At 69.8% G+C, this 20,224-nt stretch carries 19 protein-coding genes; 8 read left to right on the plus strand and 11 right to left on the minus strand.

Annotated features, from left to right (window positions below; genetic code table 11):
• Positions 1–200: 200 nt before the first annotated feature.
• Positions 201–1,763, plus strand: coding sequence for a class I adenylate-forming enzyme family protein (locus ACWC24_RS25405; protein ID WP_450665169.1), 1,563 nt, complete (start codon positions 201–203; stop codon positions 1,761–1,763).
• Positions 1,760–3,010, plus strand: a complete 1,251-nt coding sequence (locus ACWC24_RS25410) for an FAS1-like dehydratase domain-containing protein (protein WP_450665170.1) — start codon at positions 1,760–1,762, stop codon at positions 3,008–3,010. The genes ACWC24_RS25405 and ACWC24_RS25410 overlap by 4 nt, the downstream gene beginning before the upstream one ends.
• Positions 3,011–3,037: 27 nt before the next feature.
• Here the strand turns inward: ACWC24_RS25410 and ACWC24_RS25415 are convergent, their stop codons facing one another.
• Positions 3,038–3,841 carry an enoyl-CoA hydratase/isomerase family protein gene (locus tag ACWC24_RS25415; protein ID WP_450665171.1) on the minus strand — a complete coding sequence of 268 codons (804 nt, stop codon included), beginning with the start codon at positions 3,839–3,841 and terminating at the stop codon, positions 3,038–3,040.
• Between the two features lie 126 nt (positions 3,842–3,967).
• On the opposite strand from ACWC24_RS25415, the gene ACWC24_RS25420 reads away from it, so the two are divergent.
• The gene (locus ACWC24_RS25420; protein WP_450665172.1) at positions 3,968–5,065 is read left to right on the plus strand and encodes an acyl-CoA dehydrogenase family protein; all 1,098 of its coding nucleotides are present in this window, start codon (positions 3,968–3,970) and stop codon (positions 5,063–5,065) included.
• Here ACWC24_RS25420 and ACWC24_RS25425 read toward each other — a convergent pair.
• From ACWC24_RS25425 to ACWC24_RS25440, 4 genes are all read right to left on the minus strand, one after another.
• Positions 5,046–6,101, minus strand: coding sequence for an LLM class F420-dependent oxidoreductase (locus ACWC24_RS25425; protein WP_450665173.1), 1,056 nt, complete (start codon positions 6,099–6,101; stop codon positions 5,046–5,048). The two genes, ACWC24_RS25420 and ACWC24_RS25425, sit on opposite strands and share 20 nt — an antisense overlap.
• Positions 6,102–6,172: 71 nt before the next feature.
• Positions 6,173–7,825, minus strand: coding sequence for an AMP-binding protein (locus ACWC24_RS25430; RefSeq protein WP_450665174.1), 1,653 nt, complete (start codon positions 7,823–7,825; stop codon positions 6,173–6,175).
• A 33-nt stretch (positions 7,826–7,858) separates the two neighbouring features.
• On the minus strand, positions 7,859–9,007 hold the full coding sequence (locus ACWC24_RS25435) for a thiolase family protein (RefSeq protein WP_450665175.1): 1,149 nt from the start codon (positions 9,005–9,007) through the stop codon (positions 7,859–7,861).
• Positions 9,008–9,099: 92 nt separating this feature from the next.
• The gene (locus ACWC24_RS25440; protein WP_450665176.1) at positions 9,100–10,203 is read right to left on the minus strand and encodes a CaiB/BaiF CoA transferase family protein; all 1,104 of its coding nucleotides are present in this window, start codon (positions 10,201–10,203) and stop codon (positions 9,100–9,102) included.
• A gap of 72 nt (positions 10,204–10,275) precedes the next feature.
• On the opposite strand from ACWC24_RS25440, the gene ACWC24_RS25445 reads away from it, so the two are divergent.
• Entirely contained in the window at positions 10,276–11,445 is a 1,170-nt protein-coding gene (locus ACWC24_RS25445; protein ID WP_450665177.1) for an acyl-CoA dehydrogenase family protein, read from the plus strand.
• 47 nt (positions 11,446–11,492) lie between these two features.
• Here the strand turns inward: ACWC24_RS25445 and ACWC24_RS25450 are convergent, their stop codons facing one another.
• Positions 11,493–12,254 (minus strand): TetR/AcrR family transcriptional regulator, encoded by a 762-nt coding sequence (locus tag ACWC24_RS25450; protein ID WP_450665178.1) that lies wholly within the window; start codon positions 12,252–12,254, stop codon positions 11,493–11,495.
• A gap of 153 nt (positions 12,255–12,407) precedes the next feature.
• On the opposite strand from ACWC24_RS25450, the gene ACWC24_RS25455 reads away from it, so the two are divergent.
• Positions 12,408–13,274, plus strand: coding sequence for a mycofactocin-coupled SDR family oxidoreductase (locus ACWC24_RS25455; protein WP_450665179.1), 867 nt, complete (start codon positions 12,408–12,410; stop codon positions 13,272–13,274).
• 302 nt (positions 13,275–13,576) lie between these two features.
• Positions 13,577–14,029, plus strand: coding sequence for a MarR family winged helix-turn-helix transcriptional regulator (locus tag ACWC24_RS25460; protein ID WP_450665231.1), 453 nt, complete (start codon positions 13,577–13,579; stop codon positions 14,027–14,029).
• Here ACWC24_RS25460 and ACWC24_RS25465 read toward each other — a convergent pair.
• On the minus strand, positions 13,970–14,677 hold the full coding sequence (locus ACWC24_RS25465; RefSeq protein ID WP_450665180.1) for a TetR/AcrR family transcriptional regulator: 708 nt from the start codon (positions 14,675–14,677) through the stop codon (positions 13,970–13,972). The genes ACWC24_RS25460 and ACWC24_RS25465 overlap by 60 nt on opposite strands.
• A 170-nt stretch (positions 14,678–14,847) precedes the next feature.
• Here ACWC24_RS25465 and ACWC24_RS25470 point away from each other — a divergent pair, with 170 nt between their 5' ends.
• Positions 14,848–15,405, plus strand: coding sequence for a cysteine hydrolase family protein (locus tag ACWC24_RS25470; RefSeq protein ID WP_450665181.1), 558 nt, complete (start codon positions 14,848–14,850; stop codon positions 15,403–15,405).
• Positions 15,406–15,542: 137 nt separating this feature from the next.
• Here the strand turns inward: ACWC24_RS25470 and ACWC24_RS25475 are convergent, their stop codons facing one another.
• Positions 15,543–17,183 carry a flavin-containing monooxygenase gene (locus ACWC24_RS25475; RefSeq protein WP_450665182.1) on the minus strand — a complete coding sequence of 547 codons (1,641 nt, stop codon included), beginning with the start codon at positions 17,181–17,183 and terminating at the stop codon, positions 15,543–15,545.
• 188 nt (positions 17,184–17,371) lie between these two features.
• Between ACWC24_RS25475 and ACWC24_RS25480 the strand changes: the two genes are divergently transcribed.
• Positions 17,372–18,313: an SDR family NAD(P)-dependent oxidoreductase gene (locus ACWC24_RS25480; protein WP_450665183.1), complete on the plus strand. Its 942-nt coding sequence runs from the start codon at positions 17,372–17,374 to the stop codon at positions 18,311–18,313.
• A 136-nt stretch (positions 18,314–18,449) separates the two neighbouring features.
• On the opposite strand, the gene ACWC24_RS25485 is transcribed toward ACWC24_RS25480, so the two are convergent.
• From ACWC24_RS25485 to ACWC24_RS25495, 3 genes are read right to left on the minus strand one after another with little or no spacing between them, the layout of a single operon-like run.
• Positions 18,450–19,157 carry a TetR/AcrR family transcriptional regulator gene (locus ACWC24_RS25485; RefSeq protein WP_450665184.1) on the minus strand — a complete coding sequence of 236 codons (708 nt, stop codon included), beginning with the start codon at positions 19,155–19,157 and terminating at the stop codon, positions 18,450–18,452.
• A gap of 6 nt (positions 19,158–19,163) precedes the next feature.
• Positions 19,164–19,619 carry an HtaA domain-containing protein gene (locus tag ACWC24_RS25490; RefSeq protein WP_450665185.1) on the minus strand — a complete coding sequence of 152 codons (456 nt, stop codon included), beginning with the start codon at positions 19,617–19,619 and terminating at the stop codon, positions 19,164–19,166.
• Positions 19,616–20,224, minus strand: a complete 609-nt coding sequence (locus ACWC24_RS25495; RefSeq protein WP_450665186.1) for a carboxymuconolactone decarboxylase family protein — start codon at positions 20,222–20,224, stop codon at positions 19,616–19,618. The genes ACWC24_RS25490 and ACWC24_RS25495 overlap by 4 nt, the downstream gene beginning before the upstream one ends.

Raw genomic sequence — 20,224 nt, forward strand, 5'->3', positions numbered from 1 at the left:
GGCGCGCGGGCCGGCACTTGGGCACGGTCTGTCTCTCCGATGGTCCGGTCATCAGGCATTTCAGATAGAAGATCTAGCTCTTCGCTGGCTCGTTTCGACACCTGACGGCAGGTCTCCCCTTGGCCCAACCTGGACAGCATCGGTAGAATCAAGTAACTAATTTACCTCAAACTCCAGACACGACACCCGTAGAAGGTGCCATGACGAAACAGGCCCAACTGCCTTCAGCAGGGATCCCGTTGCCCACGCTCTCGAACTGGCTCCGTCGCGTGATGGTCATCGACCCGGCCGCAACGGCGCTGACCTTCGCGGAATCGAGCTTTCCGTGGTCATACCTCGCCGACGTCACCGCCGACCTGGAAAGGCTGCTGGGAGACCTGCCTGCCGCCCGACGCATCGGACTCGTCCTGCGCAACAGGCCCGCCCAACTGGCCGCCCTGCTGGCGGTGATCGCCACCGGACGGCAGGTCGTCACGCTCAGCCCGCACGTCGGGGACGAGGGCCTCGGGGACGACATCCGCTCGCTGCAACCGGACGTGGTGATCGCCGACGAACAGGACTGGGCCCGGGCTCCGGTGCGCGCCGCCGCGGCGGACACCCGAGCCGTTCCGCTGCTCGTCACCCAGGACGCGGGCCTGGAGCCTCTCCCCGTGTCATGGATTCCCCGCCCCGCGGGACTGCCGACGGACGACATCGCCGTGGTGATGATGACCAGCGGCACGACCGGCCGTCCCAAGCGCGTCTCCCTGTCCTACACGCAGCTCACCGCCGCCTTCGACGCGGCCGGAACCGTGCTGGACGACAACGCCGGACCACGCCTGCGCAACGGATACGTCATCCTGTGGTCGTCGCTCGCCCACATCAGCGGGCTCTACTTCGCCATCGCCCACGCGGCCGACGGCCGGTCCGTCGCGCTGATGGAGCGGTTCCAGGTGGACGAGTGGGCCCGGCTGGTGCGCACGCACCGGCCGCGTCAACTGCGCCTGCCGCCGACCGCGATCCGTATGGTGCTGCGCGCGGAACTCCCGCCCGACACGTTCAGCAGCGTGCGCGCCGTCGGCTCGGGCACGGCTCCGCTCCCCCCGGACCTCGCGGAGGAGTTCGAGCAGCGCTACGGAGTGCCCGTACTCACCACCTACGGCGCCACCGAGTTCGCCGGTGCCATCGCCGGCTGGTCCGTCGCCGATCACCGCCGCTGGGCCGGCACCAAGCGGGGCAGCGTGGGCCGGGCGCACCGGGGCATCGAGCTGCGGATCGTCGACCGTACGACCCACGAGGTCAAGGCGCCCGGCGACACCGGCCTGCTGGAGGTCCGCGGCCCCCAACTGCCCTCCGCAGGAGAGGAATGGCTGCGCACCAACGACGTGGCCTCGCTCGACGAGGACGGCTTCCTGTTCATCCACGGCCGCGCGGACGACGCGATCAACCGCGGCGGGTTCAAGATCCCGCCGAGTGTGATCGAGGACGCCCTGCACCAGCATCCGGCCGTCAGCGACGCGACCGCCGTCGGGCTGCCGGACGAACGCCTCGGACAAGTACCCGTCGCCGCGGTCACGTTGTGCGGCCAGGCGAGCGAGCAGGACCTGCTGGACCATCTGGCGGCGCGCCTGACCCGCTATCAGATGCCGGTGCACCTGCGCATCCTGGACACCCTGCCGCGGACCCCTTCGCTCAAGGTCGATCGGCCCGCGCTCCAGGAGATCTTCACCGGCGAGCAGGCGGCGTACGAGCACCCTTCATCGAACCTGGGAGAGACAAGGTGACGATCCCGACGGACCGGCCGGACTACGGCCTGCTCACCGACGAGGCGGTCGAACGCTCACGCCGCCGCATCGGTGTCCCGCAGCGCCGCCTCCCCCCGCACAACCTGGAGGTGACGGCTGACGGGGTCCGTCACTTCGCACTGGGCTACGGCGACGACAACCCCCTGTGGTGCGACCCCGAGCACGGGCCCGCCACCCGCTGGAAGGGCGCCATCGCCCCGCCGAACTTCCTGTACACCATGGGCGAGAACGCCGTCGAGCAGGACGCCCGGGCCAAGGCGATCCTCAAGGGTGACCCGTTCGCCGGGCTCGGCGCCTACCAGGCGGTGATGGAGTTCGAGTACTACCGGCCGCTAAGGCTGGGTGACCGCTGCTCCTGCCTGCGCGCCCAGGTGGGTGTCCGGGTCAAGGCCAGTTCCTTCGGCGGCAAGGCCGCGCACGTGACCAACGACTTCCTGTTCGCCGACGGAGCGGGCCAGGTGGTCGCGGTGCAGCGAGGCACCTGGATCCACGCGGAACGGCACACCAGCCGGGAGAGGTCGGGCGGCAAGGACGCACTGGACTTCCCGCCGTACACCGCTGAGCAGCTCGCCGAGATCGACGCGGCCTACGACGCCGAGGAACGGCGCGGCACCCGCACCCGCTACTTCGAGGACGTCCGCGTGGGTGAGGAGATCCAGCCGCGGGTCAAGGGACCGCTCACGGTGACCGACGTGGTCGTCTGGCACGTGGGCTGGGGGATGCAGCTGACACCGCCGGGGGCGTTCTCCGTGGCCCGGCGGGTCAGGCGCAAGGCCCCGGGGCTGTACCCGCCGAATCCCCGGAACATCCCCGACACCGTCCAGCGGCTGCACTGGGAACCCGAACGCGCCCGGGAGCTGGGCATCCCCATGAGCTACGACTACGGCGGGATGCGCGAGACCTGGCTCACGCACGCGCTCACCGACTGGATGGGCGACGACGGCTGGCTCTTCAAGCTCCGCTGCGAGCACCGCAAGTTCAACTACATCGGTGACACCACCTGGGTGCGCGGCACCGTGGTGGACAAGGTCCAGGTGAACGGACGCAACGAGGTGCACCTGGAGGTGTCCTGCCACAACCAGCGCGGAGAGGTCTCGACGCCCGGCCGGGCCGTGGTGCTGCTGCCGACCCGCGAGTCCCCGGTACGGCTTCCGGAGCCGCCGGCCGGCGGACTGCGCGACCTCCTGGAGGTGGAAATCGCGCGGTTCGCCGACGGCACGGGCTGAGCGGGCCCAGCCGAGCGAGCGGGCTGATCAGCGCAGCGTCCACCGGGGCTTGACGAAGGTCTCACGCGAGACCTGCGGCTTGCCCAGCGGATTGCCGATCGTCGTGTAGTGCCAACCGACCGCCTGGGCCGTCTCACGGTCCAGGCCGTGGGTCTCCCAGATCGCTCGCACGGTGCCCTGGACCGCAGCCGGCGGCTTGGCCGCGATGGTGCGCGCCAATTCGTCGGCACGCTCCCACAGTTGCGGGTAGGGAACCAGCTCGGAAACCAGCCCGATCTCCCGTGCCCGCGCAGCCGACATCCGTTCGTCGAGACCCACCAGCGCCCACCGCAGCGCCTCCCCCAGCGGGATGCGCCGGGCCAGCCCGATGGGTTCCAGGGCGGACGTCATGCCGTAGCTCACGTGCGGGTCGAAGAAGGTGGCGTCGTCTGCGCCAATCACGATGTCGCAGTCGTTCAACCAGTAGAAGGCACCGCCGGCGACCATGCCGTGCACGGCGGCGACGACCGGCTTCCACACCCGGTTCTGCTTGGGGCTGAGCCCCCGGCCCGGATCCTCCTGGCTCCAGACGTTGTCCGCGAGGTGGATCCGGTCGTCGACGTCGGTGCCCGTGCAGAAGGCCCGCTCACCGGCGGCCCGGAGGACCACCACGTGGACGTCGTCATCGGTGCGGACACGTGCCCAGATGTCGCGGAACTCGTCCACCATGGCCTGGTTGAACGCGTTGAGCTTGTGCGGGCGGTTGAGCGTCACCGTGGCGACGTGTCCCGCCACCGCGTACAGGACGGTCTCGTAGGCGGGCTCGGCAAGGACGGGTTCCTGCTCGGGCATCTTCGCCCCTCTCCCCCTCGGTCGCCCCGGGGGTCTCTGGAAGCTGACATCCCAGATAGCTTAATCATTACACTGAATGGCAGGCTAGTGATCCATAGTCAGTACGACCGCGGAAGGACCGGCCCGATGGTGGATTTCGAACTCTCCGAGGAACAGGCAGCATTGCGCGAGGTGACGCGCGACCTTCTGACCTCGACCTGCCCTCCACAGCTCGTCAGGTCGGTCGTCGAGGAGGGCCAGGACACGGACGGCAAGCTGTGGGACCGGGGCACCCGGATGGGGTGGACGGGCCTGGCCACTCCCGAGGACCGGGGAGGTGCCGGGCAGGGCATGGCCGAGCTCTGTCTGGTGGCCGAGGAGCTGGGGCGCGCCGCGGCACCGGGCCCCTTCCTGGAGACCGCGGTGGCTTCCGCGTGCGCGGCGCGGATCGGCCCTGACGAGGTCCGCTCCGGCCTGGCGACGAAACTCGGCGAAGGGAGGCTGAAGGCGGCCTTCGCACACGGCGGCTCCCTCGAGGTACGCCAGGAGGAGCGGGGTCTGGTGCTGTCCGGCCGGGCCACGGCCGTCCACGCGGCCGGGTGCGCCGACCACCTGCTCACGGTGCTCACCGGAGAGGACCCGTATGTGCTGCTGCTACCCGCGTCGGCCGCGCACGTCGAGCGCCGCGCCACCCTCGACCTGACCCGGTCCTGGTACGAGGTCGTGTTCGACGATGTCGTCGTCGAAGCGGGGCAGGTGCTGTCCGACCGGCTCGACGAGGTTCTGCGGTGGACGGACGCGATGGCCGTGCTCACCGCCGCGGACGCCCTGGGCGCGGGCGAACGCCTGCTGGAGATGACGGTCAGCCATGTCACCGTGCGCGAGCAGTTCGGCCGGCCGCTCGGCGGTTTCCAGGCGGTCAAGCACCACGCGGCGGACATGCTGACCGCACTGCGCGGCCTGCGGGCCGCCACCTACTACGCGGCCATGTCCTTCGACGCCCGCCGCGAGGACGTCGGCCTGGCGACGGCCGTTGCCAAGGCATTCGCCAGTGAGCGGATGCCCGCCGTGGCGGGCGCGGCCCTGCAGTGCCACGGCGGCATCGGCTTCACCTGGGAACACGACCTGCATCTGTACCTGCGGCGGGTCACGGTCGACTCTCTGGTCCATGGCACCGCCGCCCACCATCACGAGCAGGTGGTGCGCCACCTCGAACGTGTGCAGGTCACCCGGCGAGCCGCTTGAGCAGGGCCATGTCCTCGACGCGCCGGTCGTGGGTGCCCGCGACCGGCGCGGCGTTGAGGCCCGTCACGCCGCTCTCGCGGAAGGCCGCCACCCGTTCCTCGACCAGGCCCGGCGGACCTACGAGGGCCAGGCCGTCGACCAGTTCCTCCGGCACCGCCGCGGCGGCCTCCGCCTTGCGGCCGGACTGGTACAACTCCTCGATGCGCGCCGCCGGTTCCTCGAAGCCGTACCTGGACACGAGTGCGTTGTAGAAGTTCCGGCCCGGGGCTCCCATGCCGCCCACGTACAGGGCGATGTAGTCACGGACCTGTTGGCGGCCGGCCTCGATCTCGTCCGCGTCCTCGCTGATGAGGACCTTCACGTCGGCGATGATCCGCAGCGGAGGCAGTCCGGCTTCCCGTAGGGCACGACCACGTTCCAGGGGCAGCCCGAAGACCTGTTTGGCGGCCTCCGGCAGGTAGAGCGTCGGCTGCCATCCCTCGCACAGTTCCGCGGCCAGCTGCACGCTCTTGGCGCCGAGAGCGGCCAGAACGATCGGGACGGCGGGCCGTACCGGATGGTTGATCAGCCGCAGCGCCCGCCCACCGCGACCGGTGCCGCCGCGCTCCGCGGTCAACGGCACCTGGACGAGCAGGCCGTCGTGGCGCAGCGGCTCCCGCCGCCAGACGGTCCGGCAGATCTCGATGACCTCGCGGACCCGGGTGAGCGGGGCGGTGTACGGGAGCCCGTGAAAGCCCTCCACCACCTGGGGTCCGGAGGCCCCGATGCCCAGCTCGAACCGTCCGTCCGAGACGAAGTCGAGCCCCGCGGCGGTCATCGCGAGCAGGGCGGGGGTGCGTGAGTACACGTTGAGGATGCCGGAGGAGATGCGCATCCGCTCGGTCCGGGCCGCGAGGTAGCCGAGCTGGCTGACCGAGTCGAAGGTGTACGCCTCGGGCAGCAGCACCGTGTCGACTCCCGCCTCCTCGAAGTCGCCCAGCCGCCGGGCGGCTTCGGCGAAGCCGCCCGAGTAGCTCATCAACAGGCCGATGTCCATGCGGTGCCTCTCGTCGTCCGAGCCGGAGCGGTCCGGCTGCGATCACTCTGCAAAACCCTCGTCCCGCCGGGTCAGGGACCGGGCTCCGGTTCGGTGGCGGCATCCGCTGCCCGGCTCCGGAGCCGGTTGCGGAGTTCGAACTTGCGGACCTTCCCCGACGGGGCGCGGGGCAGGTCGGCCACGACCTCGATGCGCTCGGGGGCCTTCTGCGGCGCGACCCGATGCCTGGCGAACAGCTCGCGCACCTCCTCGACCTCCAGCGCACCCTCGTCGAGCACCACGAAGGCCGCGACCCGCTCGCCGTAGCGCGGGTCGGGTTCGGCCACCACGGCGGCGTGCCGTACCCGGGGGTGGGTGGCGAGGATGTCCTCGACCTCCTTGGAGGCGATGTTCTCGCCGCCGCGGATGATGATGTCCTTGATCCGGTCGGTGACGGTCAGATGCCCGTCCTCGTCGAGGCGCCCCACGTCGCCGGTGCGGAACCAGCCGCCGGGCAGGAACGCGGACGCGTCGAACGCGGGGTTGCGGTAGCCGACGAACTGGCTCGGGCCCCGGGTGACGATCTCCCCGGTCTCCCCCAGCGGCAGGGGAGAGAGCCGGTCGTCGAGGATCTGCATCTCGTCGCCGAAGCGCACCAGACCGTCGGTGGTCGAACGCTGGCGCGCCGACGCGTCCAGGGGCGAGGTCGCACACCGCGGGTGTTCGGTGCTGCCGTACGCACGCGCGACGACCATGCCCGCGGCGTCGGCACGGTCGACCAGGGCGGGCGGTACGTTGGCCGCGCCGATCTGGACGAAGCGCAGACTCGAGATGTCGTGGCCGCTCTCCTCCGCGGCGGTCAGGAGGGCCTCCACGTGCAGCGGCGTGCCGCTGGTGATGGTGCACCGGAACTTCTCGATCAGCTCGACCGCGCGCGCCGGGTTCCAGCGGTCCATGTGCACGGTGTCGGTGCCCGAGACGATCCCGCTGCACGCCGCCAGGAGCCCGGCGACATGGCCCGAGGGCCAGGGGATGAGCCGGGTGTCCTCGGGGCCGGCCTCGTTCATCAGGTCGCCCTTGCGCAGCTCGTACAGCAGTGTGTTGTGGGTGTGCTGGACGCCCTTGGGCACCCCGGTCGTCCCCGAGGTGTAGATCACCGCGCACACGTCGTCGGCGTGGACGGCGGGCGTCGGCCCGTCCTCCGTCGCCGCCGAGAGCAGATCGGTCCAGGGGGTCGCACCGGGCGCCACCCGCTCGCCGATCATGACCACGTGTTCGAGGTCAGGACCGGCGTCGAGACCTGCCAGTCGGTCGACGAAGTCGATGGAGCGCCAGGCGTCCGGCAGGACGAGCACCTTGGCCCCCGCGTCCCGCAGGATGGCGCCCACCTCGGCCGATCCGTAGATGTGGGTGATCGGCAGGACCACGGCGCCGGCCAGCCAGGCCCCGAAGTACGAGACCACCAGCTCCAGCCTGTTCGGGATCTGCACCGCGACCACGTCGCCGGGTTTCACTCCCAGGCCGCGCAGCCCCGCCGCCGCGCGCCGGCCCAGCGCAAGGGCCTGCTCCAGGCTGCACGAGGCCGCCTCCGCCTCCGAGGCGAACACGAACCGCGTCTCGGGCACACGGCGCCCCGCGTCCTCGAGTGCCTCGGCCATGGTCCGCGAGGAGTAGTGGCCCTGCAGGTACCAGCGTTCCCGCAGCTCGGCGAGGTCGCGCCGGCGCTGCTCCGGTGTCACGTTCACTGCCGTCCCTTCGCTGTACGCGTTGCGGTCATGTCAGTCGGCGAGTTCGAAGACGGTGGCGTTGGCGGTGCCGCCGCCCTCGCACATGGTCTGAAGGCCGAAGCGGATGCCCTCGCGACGCATGTGATGAAGCAGCCGGGTCGCCAGGATCGCGCCGGAGGCGCCGAGCGGATGCCCCACGGCGATGGCGCCACCGAGCGGGTTGACCCGTTCGAGGTCGGCCTTCACCTCTGCCTGCCAGGCCAGGGGCACCGGCGCGAAGGCCTCGTTGACCTCGAAGGCACCGATGTCACCGATGGACAGGCCGGCCCGGTCGAGCACCTTGCGGGTCGCGGGGATCGGCGCGGTCAGCATCATCACCGGGTCGTCGCCGACGACGGCGCCCGCCCTGATCGTCGCCAGCGGACGAAGGCCGTGGTGACGGGCCAGGTCTGCGGTGGTGACGAGCAGCGCGGCCGCCCCGTCGGAGATCTGGGAGGCGTTGCCCGCGTGGATGACTCCGTCCTCCCTGAAGGAGGGTTTGAGTTTCGCCAGGGTCTCGGGCGACGTGCCTCGGCGCAGCCCCTCGTCCTGCTTCAGGTCCGGAGCCGCGGGCACGGTGACCAACTGCTCCTCGAAGACGCCCGCGTCGATGGCGGCGGCGGCGAGTTCGTGCGAGCGCGAGGCGTACTCGTCGAGGCGGTGCCGGCTCAGCCCCCACTTCTCGGCGATCATCTCGGCCCCCGGTCCCTGCTCCAGGCGGTCGGTCTCGTAACGGTCCAGGACGGTCCGGCCGTAGGGCTCGCCGGTCGCGCGGGCGGCGCCGAGCGGTACCCGGGACATGGTCTCGACGCCGCCGGCGACCACCCAGTCGCAGGCGCCCGCGACGACGGCGTGCACCGCCGACTCCAGGGCCTGCTGGCTCGATCCGCAGGCCCGGTTGAAGGTGACCCCCGGGACGCTCTCGGGCCAGCCGGCCGCGAGGGTGGTGAAGCGCGCGATGTTGCTGGACTGGTCGCCGAGCTGGGTGACACAACCCCACATCACGTCGTCCACGATCTCCGGCGGGATCCCGGTGCGGTCGACGAGAGCGCGCAGGACCACCGCCGACAGGTCCACGGGGTGGACCTCGCTCAGCGAGCCGTTGCGCTTGCCGATGGGAGTGCGCACCGCGTCCACGATCACTGCCTGACGTGCCGTCATGTCTCCTCGCTCCCAGTTCACGGATCTCGGGGTCCCGGCGCGTTGGGGGTCGGCCGGGACGATGGGTCGGTCTGAGGAAGCCGGATCGCTCCTCAGCCCTTCGTGTCTTGCCGTCTTTCGTCCGCCTGCCACCGTGCGAGTGCGTCCTCCACCGAATAAGCGGGCAGGCCCCCGGCGGCCCGCTCCCGTGTGAACCTCACACCGAGCGTCGGCCGCCAGCCGGCTTGGCCCTCCGGCGCGGGCGCCAGGACTCCCCTGGCCGCGAGCTGCTGGTGGTCCGCCGCCTCGGCGAGGGACAGCACCGGAGTCAGACAGGCGTCGGTCCCGGCTGCGGCGGCGGCCCACGCATCCCGGGTGCACCGGGAGACGGCTGCCGCGATGTCCCGGCGCAGTGCGGGCCAGTGGGCGGGGTCCTCGCGGATGTCGACCCACGCGGGGTCCAGGCCCAGCAGCTCGACGAGCGCGGCGAAGAACGGCGTCTCGAGCGCTCCGATGGCGACATGCCCGCCGTCGGAGCACCGGTAGACGTCGTAGTACGGCGCCCCCGTGTCCAGCCGGTTGGTGCCCGCCTCGTCCGACCACGTGCCCCGGGACCGGTACTCGTGCAGCATGGTGGTGAGGTAGGTGGTGGCATCCACGATCGCCACGTCCAGCACCTGGCCCGTGCCGGTGCGCCGGCGTTCGTGGAGCGCGGCCAGGACCGACGTAACGAGGTACATTCCGCCGGCGCCGAAGTCTCCGAGCAGGTTGGCCGGGGGTACCGGGGCTGCGTCCTGCCGTGCCGCGTGGTGCAGGGCCCCGGTGATCCCTATGTAGTTGATGTCGTGCCCGGCGGCGAAGGCGAGCGGACCTTGCTGGCCCCAGCCGGTCATGCGTGCGTAGACCAGACCGCGGTTGGCTTCACTGACCTGCTCCGGTCCCAGCCCCAGCCGTTCCATGACACCCGGGCGGAAGCCCTCGATCAGTACGTCGCACCGCTCGGCGAGACGCAGTGCCGTCTCCCGCCCCGCCTGCGACTTGACGTCCAGTTCGATGACGGGACGGTTCTCGGCGAGCGCGGGTCTCGCCGCTCCCGGCCGGGCGACCGCGAGTACGTCGGCCCCGAGATCGGCAAGCAGCATGCCGCCGAACGGACCGGGCCCGAGACCCAGAAACTCCAGAACCCGCAGATCGCTGAGGGGTGGAACCGGCGGCATCGACCCTCCTATGCTGACTGGCGGATAGGGTATATCAGTTAACGATTTTAGATAATGACTTGGAGGCGACCGATGCCGTACAGCTTCTACGACGAAGATCACGAAGCCTTCCGCGGGACCGTGCGCGGCCTGGTGGAACGCTCGGTGCTGCCGTACGCGGAGGAGTGGGAGGAAGCCCGGATCATCGACCGCTCCGTTTGGAAGGCCGCGGCCGAGGCGGGCGTCCTGGGCCTGCGAGTTCCCGAGCGGCTCGGCGGGGCGGGCAGCGACGACTACCGGTTCCGGTGCGTGATCCAGGAGGAGTTGGCCGAGGTGGGGGCCGCGTCGCTGGCCTCCGGGTTCTCCATCAACGAGGACATCGTCGGCTCCTACCTGGTCAGGTTCGGCACGGAGGAACAACAGGCCGCGTGGCTGCCCGGGATGACGGCGGGCGAGGTGGTCACCTCGATCGCCATGACGGAACCGGGCGGCGGCAGCGACCTGCGCGGCATGCGGACCACGGCGCGGCGCGAGGACGACGGCTGGGTGCTGAACGGCGCGAAGACCTTCATCACCAGCGGGTCCGGCTCCGACCTGGTGATCGTGGCCGCCCGCACCGGCGAGGAGAACGGCCGGGCAGTGCTCTCCTTGTTCCTGGTACCGTCCAAGACCCCGGGGTTCCAGCGGGGTCGGAAGCTCAAGAAACTGGGACTGCACGCGCAGGACACCGCGGAGCTGTTCTTCGACGACCTCCGGCTGCCTGCCGAGGCGCTGCTCGGGCAGGCGGGCGACGGGTTCCGCCAACTCACCGCCCAACTGCCTCTGGAACGCCTGTCGATCGCCTGGCGGGCAGTGGTGGCGGCCGAGGCTGCGGTGCGCTGGACTCTGGAATACACGCGGGAACGGCAGGTGTTCGGACGACGGCTCGTGGACCTGCAGAACACTCGCTTCCGGCTCGCCGAGCTGACCACAGAGGTCGAGATGACCCGCAGTTACCTCGAACGCTGCGTACTGGCCCTCAACGAGGGCACGTTCGACGCGGTCACCGGCGCCAAGGCCAAGTGGTGGGCCACCGAATTGCAGAACCGGGTCGTCGGAGCCTGCCTGCAACTGCACGGCGGCTACGGCTTCATGGACGAGTACAGGATCTCCCGCGCGTACGCGGACGCCCGGGTGCAGACACTCGTGGGCGGGACGACCGAGATCATGAAGGACATCATCGGCCGTCACCTGGCCGGGCCTAAGCCGGACGCAAACGCCTGACCCGGGCCCGTCCCGGCCCGGTAGGCGGAGGTGCCGGGCGTTAGCCGCTACGGCACTGCGGCGCCCCTGAGGGCGTCGGCGGAGCGCGCCGTCGCGTCGCCGCCGACGATCCGCGGTCCGATCCCGGCGGCGGGCAGCTTTTCGGGGACGGCCGTCTTGCGCCGGTCCAGGTACACGCCCATCCGGTCCTCGATGCCCTCGAACCGGCATCCGGGTGCGGCGAAGCCTCGGAAAAGGGTCGCGCAGTACTCACGGGAGAGGTACCCGGCGTCCCAGTCGCCGTCCGGCTCGATCCACTGGTAGGTGTGGTTGTGCATGTTGAGGAACTGCAACGTGGCCAGTCTCGGGTCGAGCCGGCGGAACGACCCCTCCTCCATGGCGGCGATGAGGAGCAACTCGACGACGTCCTCGAACTCCCGGCGTTGGCTCAGCAGTCGTGTGCGGTTGGCACCCCTCAGGTCCCGGCAGTCGTGCTCGTACACCCAGACATGGTCCAGCCGGGCCAGGATGTTCTCCAGCAGTGTCTGCGAGAGCATCCGAAGCTTGAGGACAGGATCCTCGTCCAGCGCGGCGATCCGATGTGCCGAGCCCAGGATGGGACGCAGGACCCGGTCCTGGATCTCGACCAGCACATCTTCTTTGGAGCCGATGTAGTAATAGAGCGCGCCCCGCGCCAGCCCGGCCACATCACCCAACTCGGCGATGCCGGTGGCGGCGTAGCCCTTCTCGGCGAACAGCGCCGCCGCCTTGTCGATGATCTCCTGACGCTTGATCTCGTAGCCCGGCCCGTGCCCTGGTGGTCTCGCCATAGCGCAGCATCCTAAACGCCGTCCGCTGCGAGGGAAGGGTCGCGGGACGACCTGACCCGCAGGTTCTGTTCCGCTGAGCGGGCACCGGTCACGTCCGACGCCATGACGGCACCCACACTGGCCGACGTCCCCATCTGCGCGAGGAGGTCCCGTATGAGCGGGCGAGTCGAGGGCAAGGTCGCATTCATCACCGGAGCCGCGCGCGGGCAAGGCCGCAGTCATGCCGTGCGGCTCGCCCAGGAGGGGGCCGACATCATCGCGGTCGATCTCTGCCAGGACATCGACTCAGCCCACTACCCCTTGTCGCGCGACGCCGATCTCGCCGAGACAGCCCGCCTGGTGGAAGCGCTCGGGCGCAGGATCGTCGCTCGGCGGGCCGATGTCCGAGATCGTCCCGCGCTCGCGGAGGCCGTGCGAGCCGGGGTCGGCGAGCTCGGCGGGCTGCACATCGTGGTGGCCAACGCCGGAATCGCCCCGGTGGGCATGGACGTGCCGCCACAGGGCTTCCTCGACGCCGTGACGGTCAATCTCGTCGGCGTCATCAACACGGTCGAGGCGTCCTACCCCCATCTCGACCGCGGCGCCTCCGTCATCTGTGTGGGGTCCTCCGCGGGCCTGATGACAGGAAGCGTCGACGCCCCGGAGTCGGGCCCGGGCGGCGCCGGCTACTCCCACGCGAAACGGGGAGTTGCTCGGTTCGTGCACGACCTGGCCCTGCAACTCGCGCCGCGTCACATCCGGGTGAACGCCGTCCATCCGACGAATTGCGACACCGACATGCTCCACAGCGAGCCCATGTACCGGATCTTCCGCCCCGACCTGACAAACCCCGGTCGCGACGACGTCACGGACGCTTTCCGCAGCACGCAGGCCATGCCCGTCCCCTACGTCGATCCCTCGGACGTGAGCAACGCGGTGCTCTTCCTCGCCTCCGACGAGGCACGCTTCGTGACCGGCCTGCAGATGAAGGTCGACGCCGGAGCGATCTTGAGAAGGAGCAGCTCGGGGGCGCCCGCCTGACCGATCGGTCGGAGCAGGGGGCACGCGAGCAAAGTTCGCGCCCACCTCGCCCTCACCCCCCGTGCCCCCCGTGCCCCCCGTGCCCCCCGTGCCCCCCGTGCCCCCCGTGCCCCCCGTGCGGCATGGTCACGCGGTAATCAGCCGGTGACTCACAGGCGGCTGCCCGCTTTCGGCTGTGTCTGATGCACAATTTATGCATCATGCATGACCAGCAACGCATCCGGAACGCAGAGGGCGACACCCGGGTGGCCGGCGGTGCTTCTCCGGACCGCGGCAAGAAGGGACAGGAGGTGGGTCTCTCCATGGGCGGGCCTACACACGAGGTCGAGTACGAGCAGATGCTCCTCAGCCGACACAGCCTGCAGCGACGCGGCGGGCGCCGCCAAGGCGGCCTGATGGAGCACAGCGCCTACATCATCCTCAGCCGCCTGCGTGTGCAGGGACCGATGTCCATCGGCGAACTGAGCGAGGCCTTCGGCCTCGACTCCTCCACCCTCAACCGCCAGACCGCCGCCGCCCTGCGTGAGAAGCTGGTGGAGCGTATCCCTGACCCGGACGGCGGCATGGCCCGGAAATTCCGGCTCACCGACCGCGGCAGACAGCTCCTCGACGAGGAACGCGAAGCCGTGGTCGAATCGCTGGGCCACGTGATGGCCGACTGGACCGACGAGGACATCACCGCGTTCGCGGCCTACCTACGACGCTTCAACACCGGCATCGAGCGCCTGGCCGGGCGCCCCTGGCCGCGGCCCTGATCCAGTCCGCCCCTGGTACCCACCGGGCTCGTCGCACGGCTCCTCCAGCAGCGCCCGCAGCGCGAGCCGGAGCAGCGGCGCCAGTTCTGCGGACCCCACGTCGCCGAGCGGCTGGACGGAGACCGCCGAGCGCAGCACCGCCACACCGATTCCGAGGGCGACCACCAGTTGGGACCGCAGCCCCCGCTCCGCCGCGCCGGCCTCGGGGAGCGCGGCCCCGGCGGAGGCGAGCACGTTGCGCGCGAACTCCTCCAACGCGGCCCGCCGCATGGCGCTCACCTCGGCGTCTCCCGGGTCCCGCAGCAGCATCAGCACCGGATGCTCACCGAACTCGGGCCAGGCGTCCGCCGAGAACTGGTCCGCGAGCGCGTCGGCGAGTTCCGCGACGCCGCTCGGCAGGTCCGCGCCCGAGCCGAGGAATCTCGGATTGGCGGCGAGCGCGGCCTTGAACAACCCCTCTTTGGAACCGAAGTAGCGCTTCACGAGCGCGATGTTGACACCCGCGTCGCCCGCCACGTCACGCAGAGTGGTCCGCTCGTAGCCGAGCCTGATGAAACGGCTGTGCGCGGCCCTCAGCAACGCCTCACGCGTAGCGGCCGAGTCCCTGCGCCGCGTCGCAGGGGTGGCGCTCGCCGTCTCGCTTTCCATGAGCACAACCTACTGCGCTCCGATCAGCGCCGGAACGACACCGACCGGCTTTGTAATCACTCGTTGACATCGACTCACGCCGTGTTCTAACTTCCGGAGTCGTAAGTCATCATCTGTTGACATGCTGGTCGACGAACCAGGTCGCCACTGCAGGAGAAGGCAGGCCCCCTGTGCCCCGAAGCGCGCTTTTGGTCATGGACGTACAGAACGTCATCGTCGAGCGGTACGCCGACCCGGAGTACCTGGGGCGGGTCCGGGAGGCGATCGAGGCCGCCAGAGCGGCCGAGGAGCCGGTCGTCCATGTCACCGTGGGTTTCCGTCCCGGCCGCGCCGAGATCAACCCGCGCAACAAGATGTTCGGCCGCCTCGCCGGGCGAGCGGCCTCGCCCCAGGAGGAGCAGGCCAACGCCATCCACCCGGCCGTGGCACCCCTCCCCGGTGAGCCCGTCGTGGTCAAGCGCCGGGTGAGCGGCTTCGCGGGCAGCGATCTGGACATGCTGCTGCGTTCCATGGACATCAGCCATCTGGTCCTCACCGGCATCGCGACGAGCGGTGTGGTCCTGTCCACGCTGCGCCAGGCAGCCGACCTCGACTACGGGCTCACGGTGCTCGGCGACGGGTGTGCCGACGCCGATCCCGAGGTCCATCGGGTTCTGCTGGAGAAAGTCTTCCCGCAGCAGGCGGAGGTCGTGACGGTGAAGGAGTGGGCCGCGGCCCGACGGCCGTGACCACTGCCGACCGCTCGGCAGAACGGTCTGGCGGCACCCAGCACTGAAGGGCGGTGCCCCGCTCTGACGCGGGGAACCGCCCTTCGTTCACCGGTTCGATCCGACGGCTCCACCCGTCCAGGCCGACGGTTCGACCGCTACAGGTCGGCCCCGACTGCCGCGGCCGAACGCGAGAACGCGCCGCCGTAGTTCTCGGTGGAGGACACCTCGTCGAGGATCTCGTGGAGCTTTCCGCGCCCACCGGGGTTCAGCAGGAACTTGCGCGGCTTCCCCTGCACGTTGGCGCCGTAGTAGTGGCTGTGCTCGGCGGAGAAGATCGACTTCGGCGCGAGGGTCTCGACCATCGTCATCCACAGCTCCTCCTGGTCCGCGGTCGGCTCGAAGACGTCGAAGCCGTGCTCCCGCGCGTGCTTCAGCGTGTCGACGATCCAGTCGACCTGGTCCTGCGAGTAGCGCGGGTAGTTGCCGCCGCCGGCGCCGTGCGGGCCGCCCGGGAAGAAGAAGTTCGGCAGGCGGTGCGCGCTGAAGCCGGCGAAGTCGGAGGGGCCGTCCTCCCAGTCGGTGGAGAGGTCGAGGCCCTCGCGGCCGAGGATGCCCATCCGGGTGAGCGCGCCGGTACCGAAGTCGAAGCCGGTGGCGTAGACGATGATGTCGTAGTCCCGGTGCTTCTCGGTGGTCTCGATGCCGGTGGCGTCCACCCGGAGGATGGGGGTCTTGCGCAGCGAGATCAACCCGGCGTTGGGCTTGTTGAAGGACTCGTAGTAGTCCGCGACGAACGGCGGGCGCTTGGCGCCGAAGAGGTGGTCCGTCGGGATGAGCAGTTCCGCCGTCTCGGGGTCGTCGACGATCGAGCGGACCTTGCCGGCGAGGAACTCGCAGAACTCCTGGTTCACTTCGCGGTTCGTCGTCATGTCGTAGTAGTTCGAGGTGAGCTTGGCGAAGCCGGGGCTCTTCCAGATCTGCTCGTAGAACGCCTGCCGCTCCTCCGCGGAGTCCGCCGTGGAGAACTTGCCGGCCGGCTCGTGCAGGAAGCCGGACGGGGAGGTGGTGAGCGTCCGGACGACGTCCTCGAAGTTGTCGTTGAGCCACTGGTGGCGCTCGTCCGTGAGGGGCGCGTTGTTCAGCGGCGTGGTCCACGTGGGGGTGCGCTGGTAGAGGTCCACCGCGGCCACGGTGTCCACGATCGCCGGGAGGAGCTGGGCCCCGCTCGGACCGTTGCCGATGATGGCCACGCGCTTCCCGGCGAAGTCCACGGGGGTGTGCGGCCAGGCGCCCGTGTGATGGGCGATGCCCTGGAAGTCGTCGAGGCCATCGATCTCCGGGTAATGCGGGACCGAGAGGCCACCCGTCGCCGAGACCACCCAGCGGGCCCGGACCACGTCGCCCTTCTCTGTCTTCACCACCCAGACGTTGGCGCCCTCGTCGTACACGGAGGAGACGACGCGCTCGCCGGTACGGATGTGCTTGCCGAGGTCGAAGCGCTCCACGACGTGGTTGAGGTAGCTCTCGATCTCCGGCTGAGTCGCGAACTCCTCCTTCCAACGCCAGTCCTCGAACAGCTCCTTGGAGAAGAGATAGCCGTAGGTGTAGCTCTCGGAGTCGAAGCGGGCGGACGGGTAGCGGTTCCAGTACCAGACACCGCCCACACCGTCGCCGGCTTCGAGTGTCAGGGCCGAGAAGCCCTCGTCCAGCGCCCGGTAGAGCGCGTAGATACCGACCACCCCGGCACCGATCACCAGCACCTCGACATCAACGTCGTTGTCGACCCGCTCCGTCATCCCGGCTCACTCCCACTCAGTTCGGACTGCCCGATCGGCAGTGACTCAGATATAAGCACGAGTGTCGAAAACTGACAACAGTCAGCCCTTCGTCGCTGATCAAGGCCGCAAGCGATCTCTCCGAGGGCCGTTGTAGGAAGTGAGCACGAGTGATTAAATGCGACGACGATCACCTTCAAAGGAGAATGATGAACGCCACCCCTGACTTCCGTTTCGACGGACGCGTCGCGATCGTGACCGGTGCCGGACGGGGCCTCGGCCGAGCCCATGCCCTGCTGCTCGCGCAGCGCGGCGCCAAGGTCGTCGTCAACGACCTCGGCGGCACCAAGGAAGGCGACGGAAGTGACTCCGGACCGGCCACCGATGTCGTCCGGGAGATCACCGAGGCCGGCGGCATCGCGATCGCCGACACCAACAACGTCGGACTGGAAGAGGGCTGCAAGGCACTCGTCGAGGGCACCGTCAGCGAGTTCGGGCGCGTCGACATCGTCGTGAACAACGCCGGTATCTCCCGCTTCGCCACCTTCCCCGAGGCCGACGCGGAGAACCTGGAGCGGACACTCGACGTGCACCTGCGCGGGACGTGGCACACCACCCGCGCGGCCTGGCCGCACATGGTCGAGCAGGGCTACGGCCGAGTGGTGACGACGACGTCCACGGGAATGTTCGGGCTCCCGGACAACCTGGCGTACGCGACCGCCAAGGGGGCGCTGATCGGTTTCACCCGCAGTCTCGCCCTGGCCGCGGCTCCTCACGGCATCCTGGTCAACTGCCTCGCGCCGAACGCGATCACCCGCCCCAGCACCTCGGCGGGCAAGCCGAACATCACCACCACGCAGATGGACGAGGCTCGCATGGAGGCGATGCGCACCGATCTCGTCTCACCCATGGTCGCCTACCTGTCGCACGAGGAGTGCAAGGTCAACGGCGAGATCCTGGTGGCCGGCGCCCGCAAGTTCGCGCGCTGGTTCCTCGGGGTCACGCCCGGCTACCGCTCCACCGCCGAGGGAGTGCCGACCGTCGAGGAGATCGCCGCACACTGGGACGAGATCAACGAGCAGTCCGGCTACCAGGTGCCCGAGAACCTGTACGACTGGGCCACGAACTTCATGTCGCACCTCGGTGGCTGAGGGATCCGGGAGATCCAGCGCAGCGCCCCGTCCACATCTCTCTGTGGGCGGGGCGCTGCGCGTGCTGTGCGCCACGAAGCGGACGCAGACAGACAGGTGCCCGCCCCGGTCGGTACCGGGGCGGGCACAGCCGCCGTCAGCGTGGCGAAGCCGTCCTCGGGTCGCCCGGCGTCGGGGCGGCCACCAGTCCGGCGCCGAGAAAGGTCACGAGATCCTCGACGAGTACGTCGATCTCGGCAGGCATCGGCAGGCGCTTGCGCTGGGCCGAGTGGTAGCGCGCCAGCGCGTGCACGGCGCTGGTCATTACCGTCAGCCACCGCTCGTCCAGAACGGCCTCCGGAATCTGCGGCGCCAGCCTGCTGAGCAGCGCGCGCAGCGTGATGACCGACGCTCCGGTGCGCACCCCCACCAAGCCCTCGTAGCCGCCCTCCTCTGTGATGTAGAGCGACAGGAAGGCCAGGTAGTGGTTGTCGGGCTGAAGGTGGATAGCGAGCGGTCGCACGAAGGCCCTGACCACGTCGACGACGGTGGGGGGCGAGTCCCCCACCGCCAGGTCGGCGACGACGTCGGCGCGCTTCGCCTCGCTGTCGGCTCCACGGAACTCCATGATCGCCTTGACCACTTCGTCACGGTCCCCGAAGTGGTACTGCACGGCCGCGTGGTTGCGTTGGCCGGCCGCGATGCCGATGTCCCGCAGGGGGACGGCGGAGATTCCGTGCTCGGCGAAGAGGCGTTCGGCTGCGGTGAGGATGCGCTGCCGGGTCACCTCTCCCCGGGCGTTGCGTTGCCCGCTGGAGCGCGGGCCGGCGCGCCGCGCCGGCCGCTCAGGCGAAGTTTGTGACATGACCTCTCAATCTAGCAGGGCGCCGAGATCGAGCGGGGCGAGCTCGGTGCCCGGTACGTAGACATGCCCGAAGACCGCCGCGCCCGTATCGGTGAGCAGCGGAATAATTCCGTCCCTTTGACCGGGGCGGAGCGGTCCTGTCGTCGCCAGCGCGATCCGCTCCTGGTCGGCGCCCCGGACGGCCAGGTGGCCGCCCTCTTCCGTCAGCCAGAGTTCGAGACCGTGCAGCTCGACGTCGAGGTGGCCGGCGTGGGCGTAGAACTTGGCTCCCCCGCCGAAGGCGAAGACCTGGTTGCCGGCCTCGTGTTCACTTCCGATCAGAGGGAAGGCGAAGACGCCGTCGGCGTCCAGTGTCGCCTCCCCCGTGGCCTCACAGGTGCCGGCCGCCAAGACCTGGACGTACCGGAGGAAGGACTCCTTCACCGCCCACCGCAGCGATGCCACCGGTGCGGCGGCGGTCATGGTGCGGTCCGGTGGCTGTCGGGGAACCCTGTCATCCCTGGCTCCAACTGCAGCCCCAGCGTGTTGAACGAGGTGCAGTGCATGTCGTAGGTACCGACCGTGAAGACGAAGTCGATGAGTTGCTGGCGCGTGAGAGCCGTCTCCAGCACAGCCCATGTACCGTCGGTGACGTTCTTCAACCCGTACAGCTCGTCGACCGCCCTGACCACGGCGGCGTCCTCCGCCGTCCAGACGTCGGCGTCGGGCCCCTCGGCCAGAGCGTCGATCTCGGCGTCGGTGAGCCAACCGGCCGCCCGGCTCATCCTGACGTGCTGAGCCCACTCGTACTCGCCGAAGCCGAGCCAGGTGGTGCGGACGATGGCCATCTCCCGCACGCGGTCGGACAACGTGGAGTGGCGCAGGTGGTTCGAGAAGGGCATCCAGCCGCGGACGAAGTCCGGATGCCAGGCGTAGATGCCGAGGATGTGAGACTGCGGACGCTTGGGCGGCTCACCGATGTCGGCGGCCTGGCCGCCAGGGGCGTGTGCGCGCAGTACGGAGAAGGCCTCGTCGACCTCCTCGGTCCAATCGTCGACAGGGCGGGGCGGAATACGTGACTCACTCAT

This window comes from Streptomyces sp. NPDC001443, from assembly GCF_053597355.1.

Bases quoted from the DNA above. Each gene is read 5' to 3' on its own strand.
- ACWC24_RS25405 (WP_450665169.1), top strand. From the start codon at position 201: ATGACGAAACAGGCCCAACTGCCTTCAGCAGGGATCCCGTTGCCCACG.
- ACWC24_RS25415 (WP_450665171.1), bottom strand. From the start codon at position 3,841: ATGCCCGAGCAGGAACCCGTCCTTGCCGAGCCCGCCTACGAGACCGTC.
- ACWC24_RS25420 (WP_450665172.1), top strand. From the start codon at position 3,968: ATGGTGGATTTCGAACTCTCCGAGGAACAGGCAGCATTGCGCGAGGTG.
- ACWC24_RS25425 (WP_450665173.1), bottom strand. From the start codon at position 6,101: ATGGACATCGGCCTGTTGATGAGCTACTCGGGCGGCTTCGCCGAAGCC.
- ACWC24_RS25435 (WP_450665175.1), bottom strand. From the start codon at position 9,007: ATGACGGCACGTCAGGCAGTGATCGTGGACGCGGTGCGCACTCCCATC.
- ACWC24_RS25440 (WP_450665176.1), bottom strand. From the start codon at position 10,203: ATGCCGCCGGTTCCACCCCTCAGCGATCTGCGGGTTCTGGAGTTTCTG.
- ACWC24_RS25445 (WP_450665177.1), top strand. From the start codon at position 10,276: ATGCCGTACAGCTTCTACGACGAAGATCACGAAGCCTTCCGCGGGACC.
- ACWC24_RS25450 (WP_450665178.1), bottom strand. From the start codon at position 12,254: ATGGCGAGACCACCAGGGCACGGGCCGGGCTACGAGATCAAGCGTCAG.
- ACWC24_RS25455 (WP_450665179.1), top strand. From the start codon at position 12,408: ATGAGCGGGCGAGTCGAGGGCAAGGTCGCATTCATCACCGGAGCCGCG.
- ACWC24_RS25460 (WP_450665231.1), top strand. From the start codon at position 13,577: ATGGGCGGGCCTACACACGAGGTCGAGTACGAGCAGATGCTCCTCAGC.
- ACWC24_RS25465 (WP_450665180.1), bottom strand. From the start codon at position 14,677: ATGGAAAGCGAGACGGCGAGCGCCACCCCTGCGACGCGGCGCAGGGAC.
- ACWC24_RS25475 (WP_450665182.1), bottom strand. From the start codon at position 17,183: ATGACGGAGCGGGTCGACAACGACGTTGATGTCGAGGTGCTGGTGATC.
- ACWC24_RS25480 (WP_450665183.1), top strand. From the start codon at position 17,372: ATGAACGCCACCCCTGACTTCCGTTTCGACGGACGCGTCGCGATCGTG.
- ACWC24_RS25485 (WP_450665184.1), bottom strand. From the start codon at position 19,157: ATGTCACAAACTTCGCCTGAGCGGCCGGCGCGGCGCGCCGGCCCGCGC.
- ACWC24_RS25490 (WP_450665185.1), bottom strand. From the start codon at position 19,619: ATGACCGCCGCCGCACCGGTGGCATCGCTGCGGTGGGCGGTGAAGGAG.
- ACWC24_RS25495 (WP_450665186.1), bottom strand. From the start codon at position 20,224: ATGAGTGAGTCACGTATTCCGCCCCGCCCTGTCGACGATTGGACCGAG.